The sequence below is a fragment of the Nocardia sp. NPDC051756 genome, from assembly GCF_040681495.1.
Classification (GTDB): domain Bacteria; phylum Actinomycetota; class Actinomycetes; order Mycobacteriales; family Mycobacteriaceae; genus Nocardia.
On sequence record NZ_JBFAYV010000006.1, the window covers coordinates 236,120 to 261,452 of the forward strand.

General features: G+C 67.0%; 2 protein-coding genes (1 of these 2 only partly in view). Both read left to right on the forward strand.

Annotation, left to right across the window (positions count from 1 at the left end):
• Nucleotides 1-15,210 carry an amino acid adenylation domain-containing protein gene (locus AB0M22_RS27405; RefSeq protein WP_364732597.1) on the forward strand — a complete coding sequence of 5,070 codons (15,210 nt, stop codon included), beginning with the start codon at nucleotides 1-3 and terminating at the stop codon, nucleotides 15,208-15,210.
• Nucleotides 15,210-25,333, forward strand: partial view of a non-ribosomal peptide synthase/polyketide synthase gene (locus AB0M22_RS27410; protein WP_364733996.1) — the 5' end (the start) only. The gene runs 10,576 nt beyond the window's last position; 10,124 of the gene's 20,700 nt are visible here — the first part of the coding sequence; its start codon is at nucleotides 15,210-15,212; the stop codon falls past the right edge of the window. Before AB0M22_RS27405 ends, AB0M22_RS27410 begins: the two co-directional genes overlap by 1 nt.

Below are 25,333 nucleotides of genomic sequence, written 5' to 3' on the forward strand. Positions count from 1 at the left end.
ATGCAATCCGGTAACAAATCACTGCTGCGCAGTCTGACTTCTATTCAGAAAGAATTGTGGATAGCGCACGAGCTGGCAGATATTCCTAATAATTGTATCGTTTACATCGACATTCGCGCCGACCTGGATCCGGGTCAGTTTCTTGCGGCGGCTCGTCAGGTATTCGGTGAATCGGAGTCGCTGACCGTGAATTTCGTTCGCGGTGCGGACGGGCCGATGCAGGTCGAACGCGATATCGCCGACTGGGCGCCGTCATATCTGGATCTCACCGAGAAACCGGATCCGGTGGCGGCCGCGCTGGATTACATGACGCGGGAACGCGAGGTCGGTTTCGATCTGGAGCACGACGCGCTGTTGAGCGTCGCGTTGCTCGAGGTCGGCGCCGAGCACTACATCCTGTCGATGTGCTTCGCCCACATCATCATGGACGGCGTCGGCGTCGCCTCCTGGGCACAGCGGGTGCTCGACGTGTACTGCGCGATGAACGCCGGAACGCCGATCGCGCCACCGGGATTCGCGCACATCGACGACATCATCGACAGCGATCACGCGTACCGCCGCAGCCGGGAAGCGGCCGATCGCGCCTACTGGTGCGGTCAGATCCCGGCCGGGATCGACCCGCTGCGCCTCCCCGGCAGCGCCGAACCCGGCACCGGGCCGGGGCGAATCGGTTGCACCCACGGCTTTTCCGGGGCGGAGCTGGGCGAGCTGATGAGCACCGCGCAGGCGTTCGGCGTCAAGCTGCCCTACCTGCTGATGTCCGTCGCGGCGGCCGCCATCCAGCGCTATGCGCTGCGGGACGAATTCTGCGTGCAGATACCGGTTTCCAACCGGGACGACATCTCCGGCCGGACGCCGTGCCAACTCTCCGACACCGTGCCGATGCTGGTCGACTCGAGCCGGGAGCTCTCGCTCGGCGAGCTGGCCGAGCGGATCCACGGCACCATCTCCAGCGCCAGGGACCACCTGCGCTACGGCATGTCCGAGATCCGGCGTGACCTGAAAATGCCGAACTCCCAAGGGAACCCGTTCGGACCGGTGATCAACGTCATGTCGTTCTTCGGCGCGTTGAAGATGACCGGCGGCGAGGCCGACCTGCAACTGTTCTCGGCCGGCAACAGCGGCGATCTGTCGATCGTCTTCTACTACGAACGGGAGTCCTCGCGCGGCGGCTACCTGCGGATCGAGGGGGACGCGCAGCTCTACACCGACGATGACCTGAAGGGCTACCTCGCGTCCATCGCTCGGTATCTGCGGCAGGCGATCTCCGGCCCGCGTGCGCCGATCGGGGCGCTCGACATCCTCGGCGCGGATCGTGCGCTGGTGGTCGAGGAGTGGAACGACACGGCGGTGCCGGTCGATCCGGAGGCGACCTTGGTCGGGTTGTTCGCCGAGCAGGTGCAGCGGGGGCCGGACGCGGTGGCGGTGGTGTCCGGTGATGTGCGGCTTTCGTATGGGGAACTCGATGCGTGGGCGAATCGTGTTGCGGGCAGCTTGATTTCGCGCGGTGTGCGCCCGGACAGCGTGGTGGCGGTGGCACTGCCGAGGTCGGTGGAGCTGATCGTCGCGATTCTGGCGGTGTCGAAAGCCGGTGGCGCGTATCTGCCGATCGATCCGTCCTATCCCGCGGAACGGTTGGCGTTCGTGCTCGGCGATGCCCGCCCAATCGCGGTGCTCACGGACACGGTCACCTCGAAGATGCTGCCGCACAGCGAAGTTCCGCATCTCGTCCTCGAAGAGGCCGAGCGGCACGAGGTGGCGCGGCCGGTCGCGCCGCGGCCCGGCAACCTCGCCTATCTGATCTACACCTCCGGTTCCACCGGTACGCCGAAGGGCGTCGCCGTCGCCCACCGCAACGTGACGTCGCTGTTCCTGAGCACCGCTGCCTGGTGCGACTTCGGCGCGGACGATGTCTGGGCGTGGTGCCATTCGCAGGCCTTCGACTTCTCGGTCTGGGAGATCTGGGGTGCGCTGCTGCACGGCGGCCGAGTGGTGGTCGTGCCGTGGGACGTGGTGCGCACGCCCGCACAGCTGTGGCATCTGGTGGTCGGCGAGAAGGTGACCGTCCTCAATCAGACGCCGTCGGCCTTCTACGCGTTGGCCGAGGCTCGATCGGCGTGCGGCAACACCGATTCCGCCTTGCGGATGGTGATCTTCGGTGGGGAGGCGTTGAATCCGGCGAACCTGCGACCGTGGCGGTCGTCCGGTCGTGACGCCGGTCCGGCGCTGGTGAACATGTACGGGATCACCGAGACCACGGTGCACGTCACCAAGCTCGACCTGTCGGCGGCCGATGACCCGCGCAGCGGCAGCCCGATCGGTTCTCCGCTGGGGAATATGCGGGTGTTCGTGCTGGACCCGTGGTTGATGCCGGTTCCGGTGGGGGTCGCGGGGGAGTTGTATGTGGCCGGCGCGCAGTTGGCGCGCGGGTATCACGGTCGGGCGGATCTGACCGCGACCCGGTTCGTGGCCGATCCGTTCGATCCGTCCGGTGGCCGGTTGTATCGCACCGGCGATGTGGTGCGGTGGACCGTGGGCGGGGTGTTGGAGTTCCTCGGCCGGGCCGACGATCAGGTGAAGATCCGCGGGTTCCGGATCGAGCCGGGTGAAGTCGAAGCGGTTCTGGCGCAACATCCTTCGGTGACGCAGGCGGTGGTGGTGGCCCGCGCTACCGACGACGGTGAGCAACTGGTCGGGTATGTCGTGGCCGACCGAGTTCGCTCGGTCACGGGCAACGGCAACGGCCACGTGCTCGACGGGGCGCAGGTGCGTCGCTTCGCTGCCGAGCGGCTGCCGGAGTTCCAGGTGCCGTCCGTGGTGATGGTGATCGACGCGGTGCCGTTGACCGCGAACGGGAAGCTCGATCGGGCCGCGCTGCCGGTGCCGGAGTTCGCCTCCTCGGTGGCGTATCGGGCGCCGGGCAGCGAGCGGGAGCGGGTGCTGGCCGGGTTGTTCGCCGAGGTGCTCGGGCTCGACCGGGTGGGTGTGGACGACAGCTTCTTCGAGCTGGGCGGCCATTCGCTGTCCGCCACCCGCCTGATCAGCCGGATCCGGGCGGTGCTCGGCGTCGAGGTGCCGATTCGGACGGTCTTCGACGCGCCGACGGTGGCGCAGTTGGCGCCGCGGCTCGATACCGGAGTGCAGATGCGGCCGACGTTGCAGGTACGGCCGCGGCCGGAGGTCGTGCCGTTGTCGTTCGCGCAGCGGCGATTGTGGTTCATCCACCGGCTGGAAGGCCCGTCGGCCACCTACAACATGCCGTTGGCCGCGCGATTGACGGGCGCGTTCGATCCGACGGCGTTCGCGGCGGCGGTTGCCGATGTGGTTGCGCGGCACGAGAGTCTGCGCACGATCTTCGTCGAAGCCGACGGCGTCCCGACTCAGCGGGTGCTGGCGGCCGGCAGCGTCGAGGTCCCGATCACGGTGACCGACGTCGATCCCGCCGACATCGCCGATGCGGTTGCCGAGGCGGCCCAGCATCGTTTCGATCTGTCCACTCAGCTTCCGTTGCGGGCCAGCGTATTTCGCTGTGGTCCCGATGAGTGGGTGCTGGTGTTGCTGATTCACCACATTGCCGGTGACGGCTGGTCGGCGACGGTGACGTTGGAGGATCTGTCGGCGGCGTACGCGGCGCGCAGGCAGGGGCAGGCGCCCGAGTGGTCGCCGATGCCGGTCCAGTATGTGGATTACGCACTGTGGCAACAGGAATTGCTGGGTTCGTCGACCGATCCGGACAGTGTGCTGTCCCGGCAGTTCAACTATTGGCGCGACGAACTCGCCGGTCTGCCGGAGCAGTTGCGGTTGCCGATGGATCGGCCGCGGCCACGGGTCGCCGGCTATCGCGGAGACGCGGTGTTGTTCGGCATCGATGCGCAACTGCGCACCGAAGTGGAGCGGTTGGCCGCCCACGAGGGCGCGACCGTCTCGATGGTTCTCCAGTCGGCGTTGGCCATATTGCTGTTCAAACTCGGTGCGGGAGAGGATATTCCGATCGGCGCGCCGATCGCCGGCCGCACCGATGACGCCCTGTCCGATCTGGTCGGATTTTTCGTCAACACCTGGGTGCTGCGCGCCGCCGTCACACCGGTCGCATCCGGCGCGGAAATCCTGAGTCAGGTCCGGGCGAAAGCGTTGGCCGCCTACGAGAATCAGGACGCACCGTTCGAGTTGCTGGTGGAGTTGCTCAACCCGGCCCGTTCGGCGGCGCATCATCCGCTGTTCCAGGTGCTGCTGACTTTGCAGAACAATGCCGTACCCACCCTGGCGCTGCCCGGAGTCGCGGTCGAGCCCTATACGCCGCCGACTACCACGTCGCGATTCGACCTGACCTTCAACATCGGTGACGCCGTAGCCGTACGGCGGACCAACGGGGACGCCCCGGCACCGCTCGGATGGGACGGGTACATCGAATACGCCACCGAACTGTTCGACCGCTCCACGGTCGAGGCCATGGCGGGCCGGTTGGTGCGGACACTGCGTCAACTGGTGCGAGACCCGGCCACTTCGGTGGGGTCGATCGACGTCCTCGACAACGACGAGCGCGACCTGGTGCTGCATCGATGGAACAACACCACCGTTCCGGTCGAGCAGGACGCCACGATCGCCGAGCTGTTCGAGGCGCAAGCCGCCGAAACGCCGGATGCGGTGGCAATCGTGCACGCGGATGCCGAGGTGTCGTATCGGGATCTCGATGCACGCGCCGATCGATTGGCGCAGTTGTTGATCTCGCGCGGAGTCGGCCCGGATTGCGTTGTCGCGGTGGCACTGCCACGGTCGGTGGAGTTGATCACGGCCCTGCTCGCGGTGTTGAAAGCCGGTGGTGGATACCTGCCGATCGATCCCGCCTACCCTTCGGATCGCTTGGCGTACATCCTCGCCGACGCGGCCCCGGTGGTCGTCCTCACCGACCAGGCCACCGCGAACACCTTGCCGCACAGCACCGCGCCACACCTCTATCTCGATACCGACATCGCCGAGACGGGCCGTCGAGACCGGTCCGTCGAGGCGCGGCCGGGCAATCTGGCCTACCTGATCTACACCTCCGGCTCGACCGGCGTGCCGAAAGGTGTTGCCGTCACGCACCGCAACGTCGTGACCTTCGCGCGTAAGCCGGAGTGGCGGGGCGGCGCGCACGACCGGGTCCTGGTGCACTCCTCGGTCGCGTTCGATGCCTCGACCTACGAGATATGGGTTCCACTGCTGGCCGGCGGCCGAGTAGTCGTCGCGCCACCGGAGCGCACCGACATCGCGGCGTTGCGCCGGCTGATGGTGGTGAACGGGGTCACGGCCGCGTTCTTGACCACGCGGCTGTTCGAGCTGTTCATCGATGACTGCCCGGACGCCCTCGCCGGGCTTCGCCAGGTCTGGACCGGTGGCGAGGAGATGCCGCCGGAGGTGTTCGGGCGCGCCCTGCGGATGCTGCCGGATACCCGCGTCGTGCACGTGTACGGGCCCACCGAGACAACAACATTCGCGATCCGCCGGGCCTTTGCGGCGGCGGAGCACTTCGATGGGGCGTCGGTGCCGGTCGGGTCCGCGCTGGCGAATGTGCGGGTGTTCGTGCTGGATTCGTCGTTGCTGCCGGTTCCGGTCGGGGTCGCGGGGGAGCTGTATGTGGCCGGTGCGCAGCTGGCGCGGGGCTACCACGGGCGGGCGGCATTGACCGCGGCGCGGTTCGTGGCCGATCCGTTCGATCCGGCGGGTGGCCGGTTGTATCGCACCGGTGATGTGGTGCGGTGGAATTCGGCGGGGCAGTTGGAGTTCGTGGGCCGGGTCGACGATCAGGTCAAGATCCGCGGTTTCCGGGTCGAGCCCGGTGAGGTGGAAACCGCACTGGCGCAACACCCCTCGGTCTCCCAGGCGGTGGCGGTCGTCCGCGTCGCCGACGGCGGCAAGCAGCTGATCGGGTATGTCGTGGCCGGCCGGAGCGATTCGGTCGACGGCGCGGCGGTGCGGGCCTTCGTCGCGGAACGGCTGCCCGAGTACATGGTTCCGGCCGCGGTGCTGGTGATCGACGCGGTGCCGTTGACCGCCAACGGAAAACTGGATCGCGCGGCACTGCCCGATCCGGAACTGGTGTCCTCGGTGCGATACCGCGCGCCGGGCAGCGGGCGTGAGCGGGCCCTGGTCCAACTGTTCGGCGAGGTGCTCGGCCGCGACCGGATCGGCGTGGACGACAGCTTCTTCGAGCTGGGCGGGCATTCGCTGCTGGCCACCCGGCTGGCCAGCCGGATCCGCGTCGCCCTTGGCGTCGAGGTGCCGATTCGGACCATCTTCGACGCTCCGACGGTGGCGCAGCTGGTCACCCGGCTCGACGCCGGCGTGCAGGTGCGCCCGGCGTTGCTGGAAAGGCAACGGCCGGAAGTGGTTCCGGTGTCGTTCGCGCAGCAGCGACTGTGGTTCATCCATCGGCTCGAAGGGCCTTCCGCCACCTACAACATGGCGCTGGCGGTGCGGTTGCACGGGATGAACGCGTCGGCACTGCGCGCGGCGATCACGGATGTCGTTGCGCGGCACGAAAGTTTGCGCACCGTCTTCGTCGACGCCGACGGGGTCCCGTCACAGCGAGTACTCGCCGCCGACCGCGTCGAGGTGCCGTTCGCGGTCACCGAGACCGCTACCGCCGACCTCGAGGCGTCGGTGACCGCGGCGGTGCGGTACGGATTCGATCTGTCCACGCAAATCCCGATCCGCGCCGACGTATTCCGCACGGACGCCGACAACTGCGTGCTGGTGCTGCTGATCCATCACATCGCCGGCGACGGCTGGTCGCTGTCGCCGTTGCTGCGGGATCTGTCCGTGGCGTACGCGGCGCGACTCGACGGTCACGCCCCGGAGTGGAGCCCGCTGCCGGTGCAGTACGTGGACTACACGCTGTGGCAGCGCGAATTGCTCGGCTCCGCCACCGATCCCGGCAGTGTCCTGTCGCAGCAGTTCAACTACTGGCGTGACGAACTCGACGGCCTGCCCGAGCAGCTGCGGTTGCCGATGGATCGGCCACGGCCGCGGGTGGCGAGCTATCGCGGGGACATGGTGCTCTTCGACATCGATCCGGAGACCCGTCGCGCGGTGGAACGGCTGGCCGCCCGTGAGGGCGCCACGGTGTCGATGGTGATGCAATCGGCGCTCGCGGTGCTGCTGTTCAAACTCGGTGCCGGAGAAGATATTCCGATCGGCGCACCGATCGCCGGCCGCACCGATGAGGCGTTGACCGACCTGGTCGGGTTCTTCGTCAACACCTGGGTGCTGCGCGCCAACGTGTCCCCGTCTGCCTCGTTCACCGAGCTGCTGCGCCAGGTCCGGGCAAAAGCCCTGGCCGGGTACGAGAATCAGGATGTCCCGTTCGAGCTGCTGGTCGAGTTGCTCAACCCGGTCCGCTCGGCGGCCCATCACCCGTTGTTCCAGGTGACGATGGCATTCCAGAACAACACCCTGCCCGCGCTCGACCTGTCCGGGGTGCGGATCGAGCCGTACCCCGCGGGCACCGCGACCGCACGGTTCGACCTGTTCTTCAATATCGCCGACGCGCCGGCCGGGGCCGGATGGGACGGGTTCGTCGAGTACGCGACCGAGCTGTTCGATCGCTGCACCGTCGAGACCATGGCGGAGCGGTTGGTGCGGATCCTGCAACTGCTGGTGCGGAAACCAGCGGCCGCCGTGGGGTCGATCGACGTGCTCGGCAGCGTGGAACGCGCACGGGTGCTGGATCACTGGAACGACACCGCCTTCGCGGTTTCGGACACCACGCTGGTCGAGCTGTTCGGGGCGCAGGTCGCTCGGACGCCGGATGCGGTCGCGGTCGTCTGCGCGGACACCGAACTGACCTATCGTGAACTCGACAAGCGGGCCGGTCGGCTGGCGCAGGTGCTGGTCTCGCGTGGAGTCGGTCCGGATGGTGTGGTCGCCGTTGCGTTGCCGCGTTCCGCGGAACTGATCGTCGCGCTGGTGGCGGTGTTGAAGGCCGGTGGCGGGTATCTGCCGATCGATCCGGCCTATCCGTCGGATCGGCTGGGGTTCATCCTCGTCGACGCCGCACCGGTCGTCGTGGTGACCGATTCCGTCACCGCGCCCTTGCTCCCGCAGGCGATGACGCCGCGTCTGTGCCTCGACACCACCGACGAGGAGGACTGGACCGGTCCGGATCAGTCGATGGCGGTGGCGTCGCAGAACCTGGCGTACGTCATCTACACGTCCGGCTCGACGGGTGTGCCCAAAGGCGTTGGTATCACGCACCGTAACGTCGTCAACCTGGTCGCGCAGGCCTGGTCGGCATCCACCGAGGATCGGGTGCTGGTGCACTCATCGGTCGCGTTCGATGCCTCCACCTATGAGATCTGGCCTGCCCTGTGCGGCGGCGCGACATTGGTGGTCGCCGGCGAGCAGCGGTCGGATCTGGTCGAGATCACGCAGCTGATCGCGAACCGCTCGGTGACGAAGATGTTCGCGACGCCACCCCTGCTGTCCGCACTGGTCGAACACGCGGATTCGTTGCCCGACAATCCGTTCCAGAGTCTGATCCAGGTGAACACGGGGGCCGACACCCTTACCGCAAGCCTGGCGGACGCGCTGACGAGCACCTGTGGGATTGCGCGGATCGACAACCTGTACGGCCCGACCGAGGCAACGGTCAATGTCACCTCCCACACCGTCCCCGACAACGCGACGAGCACCGGTGCGGTGGTGCCGATCGGTGCCCCGGTGGCCAATACGCGCGTGTTCGTGCTGGATTCGTGGCTGGTGCCCGTACCGGTGGGCGTCGCAGGCGAACTCTATGTCGCCAGTGCGCAGCTGGCCCGTGGCTATCACGGTCGGCCTGCGCTGACCGCGGCGCGGTTCGTCGCCGATCCATTCGACCCGGCCGGTGGCCGGTTGTACCGCACCGGTGATGTGGTGCGCTGGAACAGCAGCGGACAGCTGGAGTTCGCCGGTCGCGCCGACGATCAGGTCAAGATCCGCGGGTTCCGGGTGGAGCCCGCCGAGGTCGAAACGGTGCTGGCACAACATCCCTCGGTCACGCAAGCTGTGGTCGTTGCTCGCGAAAGCGACACCGGCGGCAAGCAACTGGTCGGCTACGTGGTCGCCGATCGATCGGGACCGATCGTCGGAGAGGGCGAGCTGGTGGGGCAGTGGCGTCGGGTGTACGACGACCTGTACTCCGAGGCCGACATCGCCAAAGCGGCCGGCATCGAACCCGTCTCCAGCGATGGAGCCGAGTTCGGCGCCGGTTTCGACGGCTGGGACAGCAGCTACACCGGGACCCAGATCCCGGTCGAGCAGATGCGCGAATGGCGCGCGGCCACCGTCGAACGCATCCGCGGTCTGAAACCCAAGCGGGTACTGGAGATCGGCGTCGGTTCGGGTTTGTTGTTGTCGCAGTTGGCCCCTGACTGCGAGGAGTACCGGGCCACGGACCTCTCCGCCGCGACGATCGCCGTCCTGCGCCAGCAGTTGGCGGAACTCGATGAGCGCTGGGCGGATCGGGTCGTCCTGAGCGCCCAGGCGGCCGACGACATCGCCGGCCTGCCGGAAAGTCATTTCGATACCGTGGTGCTCAACTCCGTCATCCAGTACTTCCCGAGCCAGAACTACCTGCACACCGTCCTCGAGCAGATCCAGGGCCTGCTGGCCCCCGGCGGCGCGGTCTTCGTCGGCGACGTGCGCAATCTCGCGCTGCTCGAGCAGTTCGCCACCGCGGTCCAGATCAGCCGCAACGGCGACGACGACCCGGTAGCGGTCGGAGATCGCGTTCGCCGCGACATCGCGGCCGAACAGGAGCTGCTGCTCGCTCCCGAGTACTTCGTCGGAATGTGCAGCGATGCCACCGGATTCGACGCCGTCGACATCCAGCTCAAACGCGGCTTCTCGGTCAACGAGCTGACCAGATATCGCTACGACGTCGTCCTGCACAAGGCGCCGACGAAACCGCGATCGGTCGCCGATACGCCGAAAGCCGGTTTCCGTGGCCATGATTGGCTGCGCACCCTGCTGCACACCCGACATACCGAAGGTGTTCGGGTCACCGCGATCCCGCATGCCGGACTGATCGGGCAGGTCGAGGCCGCCGACCGGATCCGGGCGGGTCTGTCCGGCACCACCACGGACGCGCTCGGCGTCGGATTCGAAGGGACGCTCGACCCCGCCGCCGACCGGCGCGGCCTGCTGCCCGAAGACCTCTACCTGTTGGGCGAACAACTCGGATACACGACCGCGGTCACCTGGTCCGCGGAGCCGGGCCGGATGGACGCGGTCTTCCTCGACGCCACGGCGGCGCAGGGTCAACCACTGACCGACATCTATGCCGTATCGGCACCCGTGGACGACCCCGGCGCCTACGCCAACAACCCGCAATCCGGCCTGCTGGCCGCCGACGTCCGCCGCTGGGCGACCGATCGGCTGCCCGAGTTCATGGTCCCCGCGACGGTCATGGTGATCGACGCGGTGCCGTTGACCGCGAGTGGCAAGCTCGATCGCGCGGCCTTGCCGGACCCGGAGTTCGCCTCCTCGCTGGAATACCGGCCGCCGACCACCGAGCGCGAACGGGTCCTGGCCGATCTGTTCGCCGAGATCCTCGGCCTCGACCGGGTGGGGATCGACGACAGCTTCTTCGTGCTGGGCGGTCACTCGCTGCTGGCTACCCGTCTGGCCAGCCGGATCCGGGCGGTCTTGGGTGTCGAGATGCCGATTCGCACGGTCTTCGATGCCCCGACGGTGGCGGAACTGGTGACCCGGCTCGACGCGGAAGTGCGCGTGCGCCAGCCGTTGTCGGCCCGGCAGCGGCCGGATGTGGTGCCGTTGTCGTTCGCACAGCGGCGGCTGTGGTTCATCCATCGGCTCGAAGGTCCTTCCGCGACATACAACATGGCGTTGGCGGTACGGCTGCACGGTGTGGACATCTCGGTCCTGCGCGCCGCGATCGGTGATGTCGTCGCGCGGCACGAGAGTCTGCGCACGGTCTTCGTCGACGCCGACGGCGTGCCGTCGCAGCGGGTGCTCGACAGCGTCGACGTCCCCGTGGATGTTTCCGACGTCGACCCCACCGAGGTGGATGCCGCCGTGACCGCCGCCGTGCGCTACGGATTCGATCTGTCGACGGAAATCCCGATCCGGGCCGGCGTGTTCCGGTGCGGTACGGACGAATGCGTTGCCGCGATACTGATTCACCACATCGCCGGCGACGGCTGGTCGATGACGCCGCTGCTGCGCGACCTCTCGGAGGCGTACGCGGCCCGCCTCGAGCATCGGGCGCCGGGCTGGCAGCCGTTGCCGGTGCAGTACGTGGACTACACACTGTGGCAGCACGAAGTCCTCGGCGCACATACCGATCCGGACAGCCTGCTGTCGCAGCAGTTCAACTACTGGCGCACCGAGCTGGACGATTTGCCGGAGCAGTTGAGTCTGCCGACGGACCGTCCGCGCCCGCTGGTGGCCAGCTATCGCGGTGACATGGTGCTGTTCGGCATCGATCCCGAGATCCGCACCGCGGTAGAGCGTTTGGCCAGCCGTGAGGGCGCCACGGTATCGATGGTGTTGCAGTCGGCACTCGCGGTCATGCTGTTCAAACTCGGTGCCGGAGAGGATATTCCGATCGGCTCGCCGATCGCCGGCCGCACCGACGAGGCACTGACCGATCTGGTCGGGTTCTTCGTCAACAGCTGGGTGCTGCGCGCGAAAGTGGCACCCGCGGCGGCGTTCACCGAGCTGCTGGCCCGGGTCCGGTCGAAGGCGCTGGCCGCCTACGAGAATCAGGACGTTCCGTTCGAATTGCTGGTCGAGCTGCTCAATCCGACCCGTTCGGCGGCGCATCACCCGCTGTTCCAGGTGTCGCTCGCCTTCCAGAACAACACCCTGCCGGACCTGGAGTTGTCGGGTGCGCGGATCCAGCCGTATATCGCGACCACCGCGACCGCGCGGTTCGACCTGTTCTTCAACGTCGCCGACGCGCCCGCCGGTCAACCGTGGAATTGCCTGGTCGAGTACGCGACCGAGCTGTTCGACCGGCCGACGGTCGAGTCGATGGTGGCTCGATATGTGCGGATACTGCGGCAGCTCACCTCGGACCCGAGCGCACCGGTCGGATCGATCGATGTGCTCGACACCGAGGAGCGCGACCGGGTGTTGCGCTGGTGGAACGACACCACGGCCGACGTCACCGCCGACACCATCGTCGGGCTGTTCCGTACCCAGGTCGCGGCGACCCCGGATGCGGTCGCGGTGGCTTGCGTGGATGCCGAACTGACCTACCGGGAACTCGATACCCGGGCAGATCGGTTGGCGCACGGTCTGATCGCCCGCGGGGTCGGGCCCGACACCGTCGTCGCGGTCGCACTGCCCAGATCCGTGGAACTGATCGTGGCATTGCTGGGTGTGCTGAAGGCCGGTGGCGCGTATCTGCCGATCGATCCGGGCTATCCCTCGGACCGGCTGGAATTCATCCTCTCCGACGCCGCGCCGGTCGTGGTGGTGACCGATTCGGTGACCGCACCGATGCTGCCGCAGTCGGATGCACCGCAACTCCACCTCGACACTACGGATCTGAACGATCAGTCCAGCGTCGAAACGACGGCCGCGCCACAGAATCTGGCGTACGTGATCTACACCTCCGGCTCGACCGGCATTCCGAAAGGTGTTGGCATCACGCATCTCAACGTGGTCAACCTGGTTGCCTCGGCCTGGACTGCCTCGGCCGAGGATCGAGTACTGGCACACTCCTCGATCGCCTTCGACGCCTCGACCTATGAGATCTGGCCCGCGCTGTGCGGCGGCTCGACGCTGGTGCTGACCGGCGAGCAGCGTTCCGATCTGCCGGAGATCACCCGGCTGATCCAGACCCGGTCGGTGACGAAGATGTTCACGACGCCGCCGTTCCTGTCGGCACTGGTCGATCACGTCGAAGCCCTGCCAGAGAACCCTTTGCGGTCGATGCGCCGGGTGATTGTCGGTGGTGCGGAGCTGACCGCGTCGGTCGTGCACAAGCTGAACGCGAAATATCCCGAGGCCCAGGTCATGAACGGGTACGGGCCGACCGAAACCACCGCGTGCGTCACCGATTACGACGCGGAGGACGAGATCGACGGTGCGGTGCCGATCGGCCTGCCCGTGGCGAATACCCGGGTGTTCGTGCTGGATTCGTGGCTCGTCCCGGTTCCGGTCGGCGTCGCGGGCGAGTTGTACGTGGCCGGCGCGCAAGTGGGACGGGGCTACCGCGGTCGAGCGGGATTGACCTCGGCACGGTTCGTAGCCGATCCGTTCGATCCGTCCGGCGGCGGACGGTTGTATCGCACCGGTGATGTGGTGCGGTGGACCTCGGCGGGCGTGTTGGAGTTCGCGGGCCGGGTCGACGATCAGGTCAAGATTCGCGGGTTCCGGGTCGAGCCCGGTGAAGTGGAAACGATTCTGGCGCAGCATCCTTCGGTGTCTCGCGCCGTGGTCGTCGCGCGCGAGGCCGAGGCCGGCGGCAAGCAGCTGATCGGGTATGTCGTCGCCGACCGATCAGGTCCGGTGGCCGCCGAGGAAGAGCTGGTGGGGCAGTGGCGTCGGATGTATGACGACGTATACGCCGGCAATAGCAACGGAAATGGCAATGGGAACGGCGCTCGCCGCGTCACCGGCGCCGGATTCGGCGCCGACTTCGGCGGCTGGAACAGCAGCTACACCGGCGCGGCGATTCCGGAAGAACAGATGCGTGAATGGCGCTCCGCCACGGTGGACCGGATCCGGGACCTCGGACCGCGACGCATCCTCGAGATCGGCGTCGGTTCGGGATTGTTGTTGTCGCAGTTGGCCCCCGACTGCGAGGAATACTGGGCGACGGACTTCTCCGCCGCGACCATCACGACCTTGCGCCGTCGATTGGCCGAGCTGAAAGCGGGCTGGGTCGACCGGGTCGCGTTGAGTGTCCAAGGAGCCGACGACGCCACCGGATTGCCGGACGGTTATTTCGACACGGTGGTGCTGAACTCGGTCGCGCAGTACTTCCCCGGCGAACGGTATATGCGTCGAGTGCTCGAGCAGATACAGGGATTGCTCGCGCCGGGCGGTGCGGTGTTCGTCGGCGATGTCCGCAATCTGGCGCTGCTGGAGGAGTTCACCACCGCGGTCCAGATCAGCCGCAACGGCGATGACGACCCCGCGGTCGTCGCCGATCGAGTCCGCCGGGAAGTCGCCGCGGAGAAGGAAATGCTCCTGGCCCCGGAATACTTCCTGGCGATCTGCCGCGGCGACAACGGCTTCGACGCCGTCGATATCCAGCTCAAACGCGGATTCTCGGTGAACGAGTTGTCCCGATATCGGTACGACGTCGTGCTGCACAAGGCACCGACGACACCACGCTCGGTGGCCGACATTCCGGCCGTGGAGTTCTACGGCCTGGCCTGGCTGCGTACCGTCCTGCACACCGGCGACCCCGACGCCATTCGCATCGTCGGAATTCCGCACGCCGGACTGACCGGGCAGATCGACGCCGCGCACCGCATCCGGACCGGCGAGCCGGTGTCCGCAGGCAGCCAAACCGACCCGCGCGCGGTGAATTTCGAAGGAATCCTCGCCAACCGTGGCCCACGCGTCGACGCGGGCATGCTGCCGGAGGATCTGTACGAACTCGGACGGCAACTCGGATATATCACCGCGGTCACCTGGTCCACGAAACCGGGACAGATGGATGCGATATTCCTCGACTCCGCGACCGCGGCGGGCCAACGACTGACCGACGTGTATCTGTCGGCCGAAATATCGGATGATCCCGCCGTCTACGCCAACAACCCGCACGATTCACTTCTGCCTGCGGCGGTGCGCGGATTCGCGGCCGAGCGATTGCCCGACTTCATGGTGCCGACCGCGGTCATGGTGATCGACTCGGTGCCGCTGACCGCGAACGGCAAACTCGATCGCGCGGCATTGCCGGACCCGGAGTTGGTGTCCGCGCGGGCATATCGCGCGCCGCGCACCGAGCGGGAAAAGATCCTGACCGAGCTGTTCACCGAAATCCTCGGCGTCGGCCGGGTCGGGGTGGACGACAGTTTCTTCGCATTGGGCGGTCATTCCCTGCTGGCTACCCGCCTGGCCAGCCGGATTCGAGCGGTGCTGGGAGTCGAAGTGCCGATCCGGGTGATGTTCGAGGCCGCCACCGTCGCCGAACTCGCCGCTAAATGGCCGCAGCTGGCGCCTTCGCGCCGACCAGCTCTGCGCAGAATGAATCGAGAGGTGGGTCTGTGATGATTCCATTGTCGTTTGCGCAGCGGCGCTTGTGGTTCATCCACCGGCTGGAGGGGCCGTCGGCCACCTACAACATGCCGCTGACCGTGCGGCTGACCGGTGTCTTCGATGCGCCCGCCTTCGCGGCCGCGGTCGGTGATGTGGTCGCCCGGCACGAGAGCCTGCGGACGGTCTTCGTCGAGGCGGATGGCGTGCCCGGCCAGCAGGTGCTCGACGTCGACGGCGTCGACGTGCCGGTGACGATCGCCGACGTAGGCGCCGCCGAGCTGGATGCCGCGGTGATCGCGGCGTCGCGGTACGCGTTCGACCTGTCGACCGAGATTCCGATCCGCGCCAACGTCTTTCGGGTCGGCGACGAGGACTGCGTGGTGATGCTGCTGATCCATCACATCGCCGGTGACGGGTGGTCGATGGGACCGCTGCTGCGGGATCTGTCGGAGGCGTACGCGGCACGTCGGCAGGGGCAGGCGCCGGGGTGGGAGCCACTGCCGGTGCAGTATGTGGACTACACGTTGTGGCAGCAGGAATTGCTCGGCTCGCACGAGGATCCGGACAGCGTGTTGTCGCAGCAGTTCGAGTATTGGCGGGCTGAGCTGGCGGGGCTGCCGGAGCAGTTGCGGGTGCCGATGGATCGGCCGCGGCCGCGCGCGGCCAGCTACCGCGGCGATATGGTCGTCTTCCGGGTCGATCCGGAGATCCGTACCGAGGTGGAGACATTCGCGGCCCGCGAGGGTGCGACCGTCTCGATGGTCTGGCAGTCGGCCTTGGCCGTGCTGTTGTTCAAACTCGGTGCGGGGGAAGATATTCCGCTCGGTGCGCCGATCGCCGGACGGACCGACGACGCTTTGAACGATCTGGTCGGGTTCTTCGTGAACACCTGGGTGCTGCGGGCCGCGGTCGCGCCGGGGCAGGCGTTCACCGAGATCGTGGCGCAGGTCCGGGCGAAGGCGTTGGCCGCCTACGAGAATCAGGACGTCCCGTTCGAGCTGCTGGTCGAGCTGCTCAATCCGGCGCGGTCGGCGGCGCATCATCCGCTGTTCCAGGTGCTGCTCAGCGTGCAGAACAACGCCGCGCCGACCTTGGAGCTCGCGGGGGTCGAGTTCGAGCCGTATGCCCTTGCGGCGAAGACCTCGCAGTTCGATCTGACCTTCAACATCAGCGATGCCGGGCCGACCGCGTGGAATGTGTACGTCGAGTACGCCACCGATCTGTTCGATCGGTCCACGATCGAGACGATGGTCGCGCGGCTGGTCCGGGTGCTGCGACTGGTCGTGGCGAATCCTGCTGTCCCCGTGGGGGCGATCGATGCGCTCGATACCGGGGAGCGGGAGCTGGTGCTGCATCGGTGGAACGACACCGCCGTGGCCGGGCAGGACAGCACTCTCGTCGATCTGTTCGCGGAGCAGGTCGCGCGAACGCCGGATGCTGCGGCAGTCGTCTGCGCAGACTCCGAAATGACCTACCAGGAACTCGATATCCGATCCAGCGGGTTGGCGCGCGTGCTGATCTCGCGCGGTGTCGGCCCGGATGGTGTTGTCGCCGTTGCATTGCCGCGGTCTGTGGACCTGATCGTGGCGATGCTGGCCGTGTTGAAGGCAGGTGGCGGGTATCTGCCGATCGATCCGGGCTATCCCTCGGATCGGTTGGCGTTCGTGCTGGCCGATGCCGCGCCGGTCGTTGTCGTGACCGATTCCGCCACCGCAAAGGTGTTGCCCGACAACGAAACACCACACCTCTATCTCGACACGGCCGAGGTCACTGACCTGGATCTGGGTCTGGATGTCGCGGTGCGGCCACAGAATCTGGCGTACGTGATCTACACCTCCGGGTCGACCGGCATCCCCAAAGGTGTTGGTATCACGCACCGTAACGTCGTGAACCTGATCGCTCAGGCGTGGTCGGCCGGCCCCGATGACCGGGTGCTGGTGCATTCCTCGGTCGCGTTCGACGCCTCGACCTACGAGATCTGGCCCGCGCTGGCCGGCGGTGCGACGCTGATCGTGGCGAGCGAGCCGCGGTCGGATCTGGTCGAGATCACCCGGCTGGTGGAATCACGGTCCGTGACGAAGATGTTCGCGACCCCACCGCTGTTGTCGGCGCTGGTCGATCACGTGGAATCGTTGCCCGACAATCCATTCCGGAGTCTGCGGCAGGTGAATACCGGCGCGGACACGCTCACCTCGGGACTCGTCGACGCGCTCAAGACCAAATGCGGGGTCGGTCGGATCGACAACCTGTACGGCCCGACCGAGGCGACGGTCGATGTGACGGCATTCGTCGTGCCCGACGACGTGGTGGATGCGCTGGTGCCGATCGGTGTGCCGGTGGCCAATACCCAGGTGTTCGTGCTGGACTCGTGGCTGGCGCCGGTTCCGGTGGGGGTGCCCGGTGAGTTGTATGTGTCCAGCGCCCAGCTGGCGCGGGGTTATCACGGGCGGCCCGGGCTGACCGCAGGCCGGTTCGTGGCCGATCCGTTCGATCCGTCCGGTGGCCGGCTGTATCGCACCGGTGACGTGGTGCGGTGGACCGCGGACGGAGTGTTGGAGTTCGCGGGCCGGGTCGACGATCAGGTCAAGATCCGTGGTTTCCGGGTCGAGCCCGGTGAGGTCGAAACCGCACTGGTACAACACCCTTCGGTCGCCCAGGCGGTCGTGGTGGCGCGGGACGCCGAGGGCGGGAAGCAGTTGGTCGGCTACGTGGTCGCCGACCGATCCAGTTCCGTCGAGGGCAACGGGCTCGCGGGCGCGGAGGTGCGCCGGTTCGTGGCCGAGCGGCTGCCGGACTTCATGGTGCCCGCGGTGGTGCTGGTGATCGACTCGGTGCCGTCGACCACGAACGGGAAGCTGGATCGCGAGGCGCTGCCGGTGCCGGATCTCCGGTCGACGGTGGCGTATCGGCCGCCGACGACCATCCAGGAGCAGATGCTGGCCGCGTTGTTCGCCGAGATCCTCGGACTCGACCGGGTCGGCATCGACGACAGCTTCTTCGCGCTCGGCGGCCATTCGCTGCTGGCCACCCGGCTGGTCAGCCGGATTCGCGTCGTCCTGGGCGCCGAGGTGCCGATTCGGACGGTGTTCGACGCTCCCACGGTGGCGCAGTTGGCGACTCGGCTCGAGGACCGCACTCGGCTGCGTCCGGCGTTGCTGGCTCGGCAGCGCCCCGAGACGGTTCCATTGTCGTTCGCGCAACGGCGGTTGTGGTTCATCCACCGGCTGGAAGGGCCTTCGGCGACCTACAACATGCCGCTGGTGGTGCGGTTACACGGGGTGGACGAGTCGGCGCTGCGCGCCGCGATCGGGGATGTCGTTGCGCGGCACGAGAGTTTGCGCACGATCTTCATCGAAGACGATGGCGTGCCCGCCCAGCGGGTGCTCGAGGCGGACGGCGTCGACGTGCCCATCGCGGTGACCGACGTCGATCCAGCCGAGGTGGACGCCGCGGTCGCTGCGGCAATGGGCTACGGATTCGATCTGTCGGCGGAGATTCCCGTCCGCACCACCGTGTTTCGGTGTTGCGCCGACGAGTGCGTGTTGGTTCTGTTGATCCATCACATCGCTGGTGACGGTTGGTCGGCCGGTCCGTTGCTGCGGGACCTGTCGGTGGCGTATGCGGCGCGCATCGAGGGGCGCGGGCCGCAGTGGAGCCCGTTGCCGGTGCAGTACGTGGATTACACGCTGTGGCAGCAGGAAATGCTCGGGTCATCGACCGATCCGGACAGCCTGCTGTCTCGGCAATTCGACTATTGGCGTACCGAACTCGACGAGTTGCCGGAGCAGCTGCGGTTGCCGACCGATCGGCCGCGACCGCGGGTCGCCGGCTATCGCGGGGACATGGTCGCCTTCGATATCGATCCGTCGCTGCGCGCTGAAGTGGAGCGGTTGGCCGGTCGTGAAGGTGCCACGGTATCGATGGTGTTGCAGTCGGCCTTGGCCGTGCTGTTGTTCAAACTCGGTGCGGGGAAGGACATTCCGCTCGGCTCGCCGATCGCTGGGCGGACCGACGATGCCCTGACCGATCTGGTGGGCTTCTTCGTCAACACCTGGGTGCTGCGGACGAAGGTATCGCCGGGAACGTCGTTCGCCGAGATCGTGGGCCAGGTCCGGGTGAAAGCCTTGGCGGGGTACGAGAATCAGGACGTCCCGTTCGAGCTGCTGGTGGAGTTGCTCAACCCGGCCCGATCGGCGGCGCATCACCCGCTGTTCCAGGTATCTCTCGCCTTCCAGAACAACACCCTGCCCACCTTGGCGCTGCCCGGGGTTCGATTCGAACCGTACGACGCGTCCGTGACGACCGCGCGGTTCGACCTGTTCTTCAATATCGCCGACTCGGCGGCCGGTCAGCCGTGGAACGGATTGGTGGAGTACGCCACCGAGCTGTTCGATCGGTCCACGGTCGAGACGATGGTCGCGCGGTTGGTGCGGACGCTGGAGCTGGTCGTATCCGACCCCGCGGCAGCAGTGGGTTCGATCGATGTGCTCGACGCCGATGAGCGGGCGATGGTGTTGCGTGGGTGGAACGACACCGCCGTCGAGGTCCAGGACACCACCCTGATCGGGTTGTTCGAGGCGCAGGTCGCCGCGACTCCGAATGCGACTGCCGTGCTCAGCGGTTCGGTCGAGGTGTCCTATCGGGAGCTGAATGCCCGGGCTGATCGGCTCGCGCAGATCATGATCGCGCGCGGGGTACGGCCGGATGGTGTTGTCGCGGTGGCCTTGCCACGATCGGTCGACCTGATCATGGCGCTGCTGGCGGTCCTGAAGGCGGGCGGCGGGTATCTGCCGATCGATCCGGGGTATCCGTCGGATCGGTTGTCTTTCATCCTCGCCGATGCTGCCCCGGTCGTCATCGTGACCGATACCGGCACTGCGAAGGGTTTGCCGCACAGCGAAACTCCGCACCTTCACCTCGACGCCCTCGAATCCAGCGGTATACCGGGTCGGACCGTCGCGGTGGCACCGCAGAACCTGGCCTACGTGATCTACACGTCCGGTTCGACCGGTGTCCCCAAAGGCGTTGGTATCACGCACCGTAACGTGGTGAACCTGGTCGCTCAGGCCTGGTCGGTCGCTCCTGAGGACCGGGTGCTGGTGCACTCGTCCATCGCCTTCGATGCCTCCACCTACGAGATCTGGCCTACCTTGTGCGGTGGCGCGACATTGGTGCTGGCCGATGCGGCGCGGTCGGACCTGGACGAGGTCACGGGGTTGATCGCCGGCCGGTCGGTGACGAAGATGTTCACCACACCACCGCTGCTGTCGGCCTTGGTCGAACACGTGGAGTCGTTGCCCGACAACCCGTTGCGGACACTGCGACGGATCATCGCCGGCGGTGCCGAGCTGACCGCGGCTGTCGTGGATCGACTGAACGCCCAGTACCCCGATGCCCAGGTGATGAACGGGTACGGGCCGACCGAAACCACCGCGTGCGTCACCGATTACGACGCCGGCGTGGCTATCGGTGGCGCAGTTCCCATCGGCCGGCCGATGGGGAACGTCCGGGTATTCGTGCTCGACTCCTGGTTGGTGCCGGTCCCGGTCGGCGTCACCGGTGAGTTGTATGTGGCCGGCGTGCAATTGGGCCGCGGCTACCTCGGCCGAGCAGGCCTGACCTCCGCGCGGTTCGTGGCCGATCCGTTCGATACCGCCGGTGGCCGGTTGTATCGCACCGGCGACGTGGTGCGCTGGAACAGTCAGGGGCAGTTGGAGTTCGTCGGCCGGATCGATGATCAGGTCAAGATCCGCGGTTTCCGCGTCGAGCCCGCTGAAATCGAAACCGTTCTGGCACAGCATCCTTTGGTGTCCCAAGCGGTGGTCGTTGCTCGCGAGACCGGCGGTGGCAAACAACTGATCGGCTACGTAGTCGCCGACGGGTCCGCGCTCGACGGCGCGGAGGTGCGCGGGTTCGTCGCCGAACGGCTGCCGGACTACATGGTCCCGACCGTGGTGCTGGTCATCGACTCGATACCGCTGACCGCGAACGGAAAGCTCGATCACGCCGCGCTGCCGGAGCCGGAGATCACCTCCTCGGCGCGGTATCGCGCGCCCCGCAGCACCGAAGAGCAGGTCTTGACCACCGTGTTCGCCGAGCTGTTGGGCCGCGACCTGGTCGGCGTGGACGACAGCTTCTTCGAACTCGGCGGCGACAGCATCCGCTCGATTCAGGTGGTGTCGCGGGCTCGGGCGCTGGGCGTCGACATCAGCCCGCGGGAAGTGTTCGAGCACAAGACGGCTGCCGCGTTGGCCGCCGTTGCTGCCGGTCGGGACACGTCCGTGCCGGTCTTGGCGGAGTTGACCGGTGGTGGCGTGGGCTGGTTGCCGTTGCTGCCGGTGGCTCGGTTCGTGCGGGAGTTGGGTGCGGGGTTCGACAGTTTCACGCAGTCGCTGTTGCTCGAGCTGCCGGTGGGGATTGATCGAGCGGGCTTGGTGGCGACGTTGGCCGCGGTGATCGATCGGCACGATGTGTTGCGGTCGCGGTTGGTCGACGACGAGCGTGGTGCGGGGCTGGAGGTGGCACAGACGGGTTCGATCGATGTGGACGGTTTGCTGCACCGTGTCGAAGCGTCTGTCGGCGAACTGCATGCAGAGGTGGTTGCCTCGCATGTGCGTGCGGCGGTGGATCGGCTGGCTCCGGCGGCCGGTGTGATGCTGCAATTCGTCTGGTTCGACGGCGGACCCACGCGGACGGGATCGCTCTCGGTCGTCGCGCATCATCTGGTGATCGACGGCGTGTCCTGGCGGATTCTGTTGCCGGACTTGGCGTCTGCGTGGCAGGACGTGTCGGCGGGTCTGTCGCCGGTGCTGGCGGAGACCGGCACATCGCTGCGGCGGTGGGCGCACGGACTCGTCGAGCAAGCGCGGGCCCCGCGGCTGGTGGAGCAATTGTCTTGGTGGCGTTCGGTTCTCGACGGACCCGATCCGACATTGGGCACCCGGCCATTGGACCCGGCGGTCGACGTCATGTCGACGTTGGACCACGTGAGCGTGCAGATTCCGGTCGCCGACACCGAAGTATTGCTGACCTCCTTGCCCGCGCTGTTCCACGGCGGGGTCGAGGACGGATTGCTCGCGGCCTTGGCGGCCGCGGTTATCCGCTGGCGGCACACCCACGGCATGGGCCAGGAGTCTGTGTTGATCCGGTTGGAAGGCCATGGGCGCGAAGAGGACACCGTTCCCGGCGCCGACCTGTCCAGCACGGTCGGCTGGTTCACCAGCATGTTCCCGGTGCGCTTGGCGGCGACCGCGACGGAATGGGAACAGCTGTGCGCCGGTGGTCCCGCTGCCGGTGCCGTGTTCAAATCGATCAAGGAGCAGTTGCGGTCCGTGCCGGACAAGGGCATGGGATACGGGTTGTTGCGATACCTCAACCCGGACACCGCCGCTGTGCTGCAAAGGTATTCGGCCGGGCAGATCGGGTTCAACTACCTCGGTCGGCTCACCTCCGCGGATCTGTTGCCGCAGCGATCGCAGAGCACGGCGTGGGGCCCGGTCGAGGACGCCGCGGGTGCGAATGCCGCCCTTGATCCGGCGATGCCGGCGATGGCGGTGCTGGACGTCAGCGCGATGGTCGTCGACTCCGAGGAGGGCCCGGTCCTGCAAGCCGTGTTCGCGACACCGGCCGGGGTGTTGGAGGAGGCGGAGACCGAGGACCTCGCCGATCTGTGGCGCAGGGCGCTGACGGGATTCGTACGGCACGCCGAGACGCCGGGCGCAGGGGGCCTGACGCCATCGGACGTGTTGTTCGATGGGGTGGACCAGGGTGCGGTCGAGGCGCTGGAGACCCGGTATCCGGGGCTGGTGGATGTGTGGCCGCTGACCCCGATGCAGTCGGGGCTGCTGTTCCACCAGGCCCTGGCCGAGCCGGGTTTCGACGCGTATCACATGCAGGTCGTCTTCGGACTCGCCGGACAGGTGGATCCGGAACGGATGCGGGCGGCGGGCCAGGGGCTGCTGGATCGGTATCCGAATCTGCGGGTGGGCTTTGCCGCTGCCCCGCAAGGCAAGTCGGTTCAGGTCGTCGTGGCGGACGTCGAATTGCCCTGGCGGGTGGTGGATTTGCGGCACCTCGACCAGGCCGGGCGGGATGCCGCGTCGGCGCGGCTGTTCGTCGAAGATCAACGCGCGCATTTCGATATGACGGTTCCGCCGTTGCTGCGATTGACGCTGGTGGTGTTGAGCGACCGGCAGGCCGAGTTGGTGTTGACCGCCCATCATGTGCTGCTGGATGGCTGGTCGCTGCCGCTGCTGATCCGAGAGCTGTTGCGGCTCTACGGATCTGCCGGGTCGGCGACGGATCTGCCGCAAGCCCCCGCGTACAAGCAGTTCTTGAAGTGGTTGGGGGAGCAGGACGCCGAAGCCGGCGTGCAAGCGTGGCGGCATGAACTCGACGGCGTGCACGAACCGACCCTGCTCGCGGACAGTGTGCGCGGCGCGGGCAGTACCGCAGGTGTCGAACGGGTCGAGGTACCGCTGACCGCCGAGACTGGTACGGCATTGGGCAGGCGGGCAGGCGAACTCGGAATCACGGTGAACACGGTCGTCCAGGCCGCGTGGGGGATTCTGCTCGCTACTTTGACCGGGCGGCATGACGTCATCGTCGGTGCCACCGTGTCGGGTCGACCGGCGACTATCGCCGGCGTGGACTCGATGGTGGGTCTGTTCATCAATACCGTGCCGGTCCGGGTGCGGTTCGGTCCGCATGACTCGCTTGCCGATCTGCTGACCGGCTTGCAGGCCCGTCAGTCCGCGCTGCTGGACTATCACCATGTCGGTTTGAGCGATATTCATCAGGCCGTCGGGGTGAACGTCCTCTTCGACACCTTGATCGCGTTCGAGTCCTACCCCGTCGACCGGACCGGGATCGCGGCGGCCACCGACACCAGCGGCATCGCCATCAGCGACCTGCGCCCGACCTCGTCGACGCACTATCCGTTGACGGTGATCGCCGGTGCCGCACCGACCTTGACGCTGTATTTCGACTACCGCACCGATGAATTCGGCCGGGCCGCGGTCGAATCGATGGCTGATCGCTTGGTGTGGATTCTGGGCCAAGTGGTTGCGGACCCGGATGTGCCGGTGACCTCCATCGATATTCTCGGTGCCGACGAGCGCGAACTCGTGCTGCGTCGGTGGAACGACACCGGCGGCGAAATCCGCGACACCACGCTCGTCGAACTGTTCGAGGCGCAGGTTGCCCAGACGCCGGACGCGGTCGCACTCACCTTCGCGAACGCGGAAGTGTCCTATCGCGAACTCGACAATCGGGCCGACAAGCTTGCGCGAGTGCTGATTTCGCGCCAGGTCGGGCCGGACAGCATTGTCGCCGTGGCGGTGCCGCGGTCGGCGGACTTGATCGTGGCGGTGCTGGCGGTCTCGAAGGCAGGTGGTGCGTATCTGCCGATCGATCCGGCCTATCCGTCGGATCGGTTGGCGTTCATCCTCTCTGACGCCGCGCCGGTGGTTGTGGTAACCGACCGTGCGACCGCGGACACCCTGCCCGATACGACAACGCCGAGGGTGTACCTCGACGCCCTCGAGATTGTGGAGAGCCAGGCAGGTGTCGGTGCCTCGCCGAAGCCGCAGAATCTCGCCTACGTGATCTACACGTCTGGCTCGACCGGTACGCCCAAAGGCGTTGGTGTCACACACCGGAACGTCGTGAATCACGTGTCCCAGGGTTGGCTGCCGGGTTCCTCCGAGCGGGTCCTGGTGCACTCTTCGATGGCGTTCGACGCCTCGACCTATGAGATGTGGGCGGCGTTGTGCGCCGGCGGCAGTTTGGTGTTGGCGGGTGAGTTGCGCTCGGACCCAACGGAAATGCTGGACCTGGTCGCGAATCGTGCGGTCACAAGGCTGTTCGCGACTCCGGCGCTGTTGTCGGTGCTGCTTGATCACGCGGAAACGCTGCCCGGCAATCCATTTGCGCGACTGAGCCAGGTGATCGCCGGCGGTGCCGAACTCTCCTCGACATTGGTCCGCCGGGTACATCACCTCGCCGAGGGCGTAGAGATCGTCAATGGTTACGGTCCGACGGAGACCACGGTATTCGCGACGACCTTCACTGCCGATCCGGCCAACGAGGGGTCGGTGCCGATCGGACGACCGCTGGTCAATATGCGGACCTACGT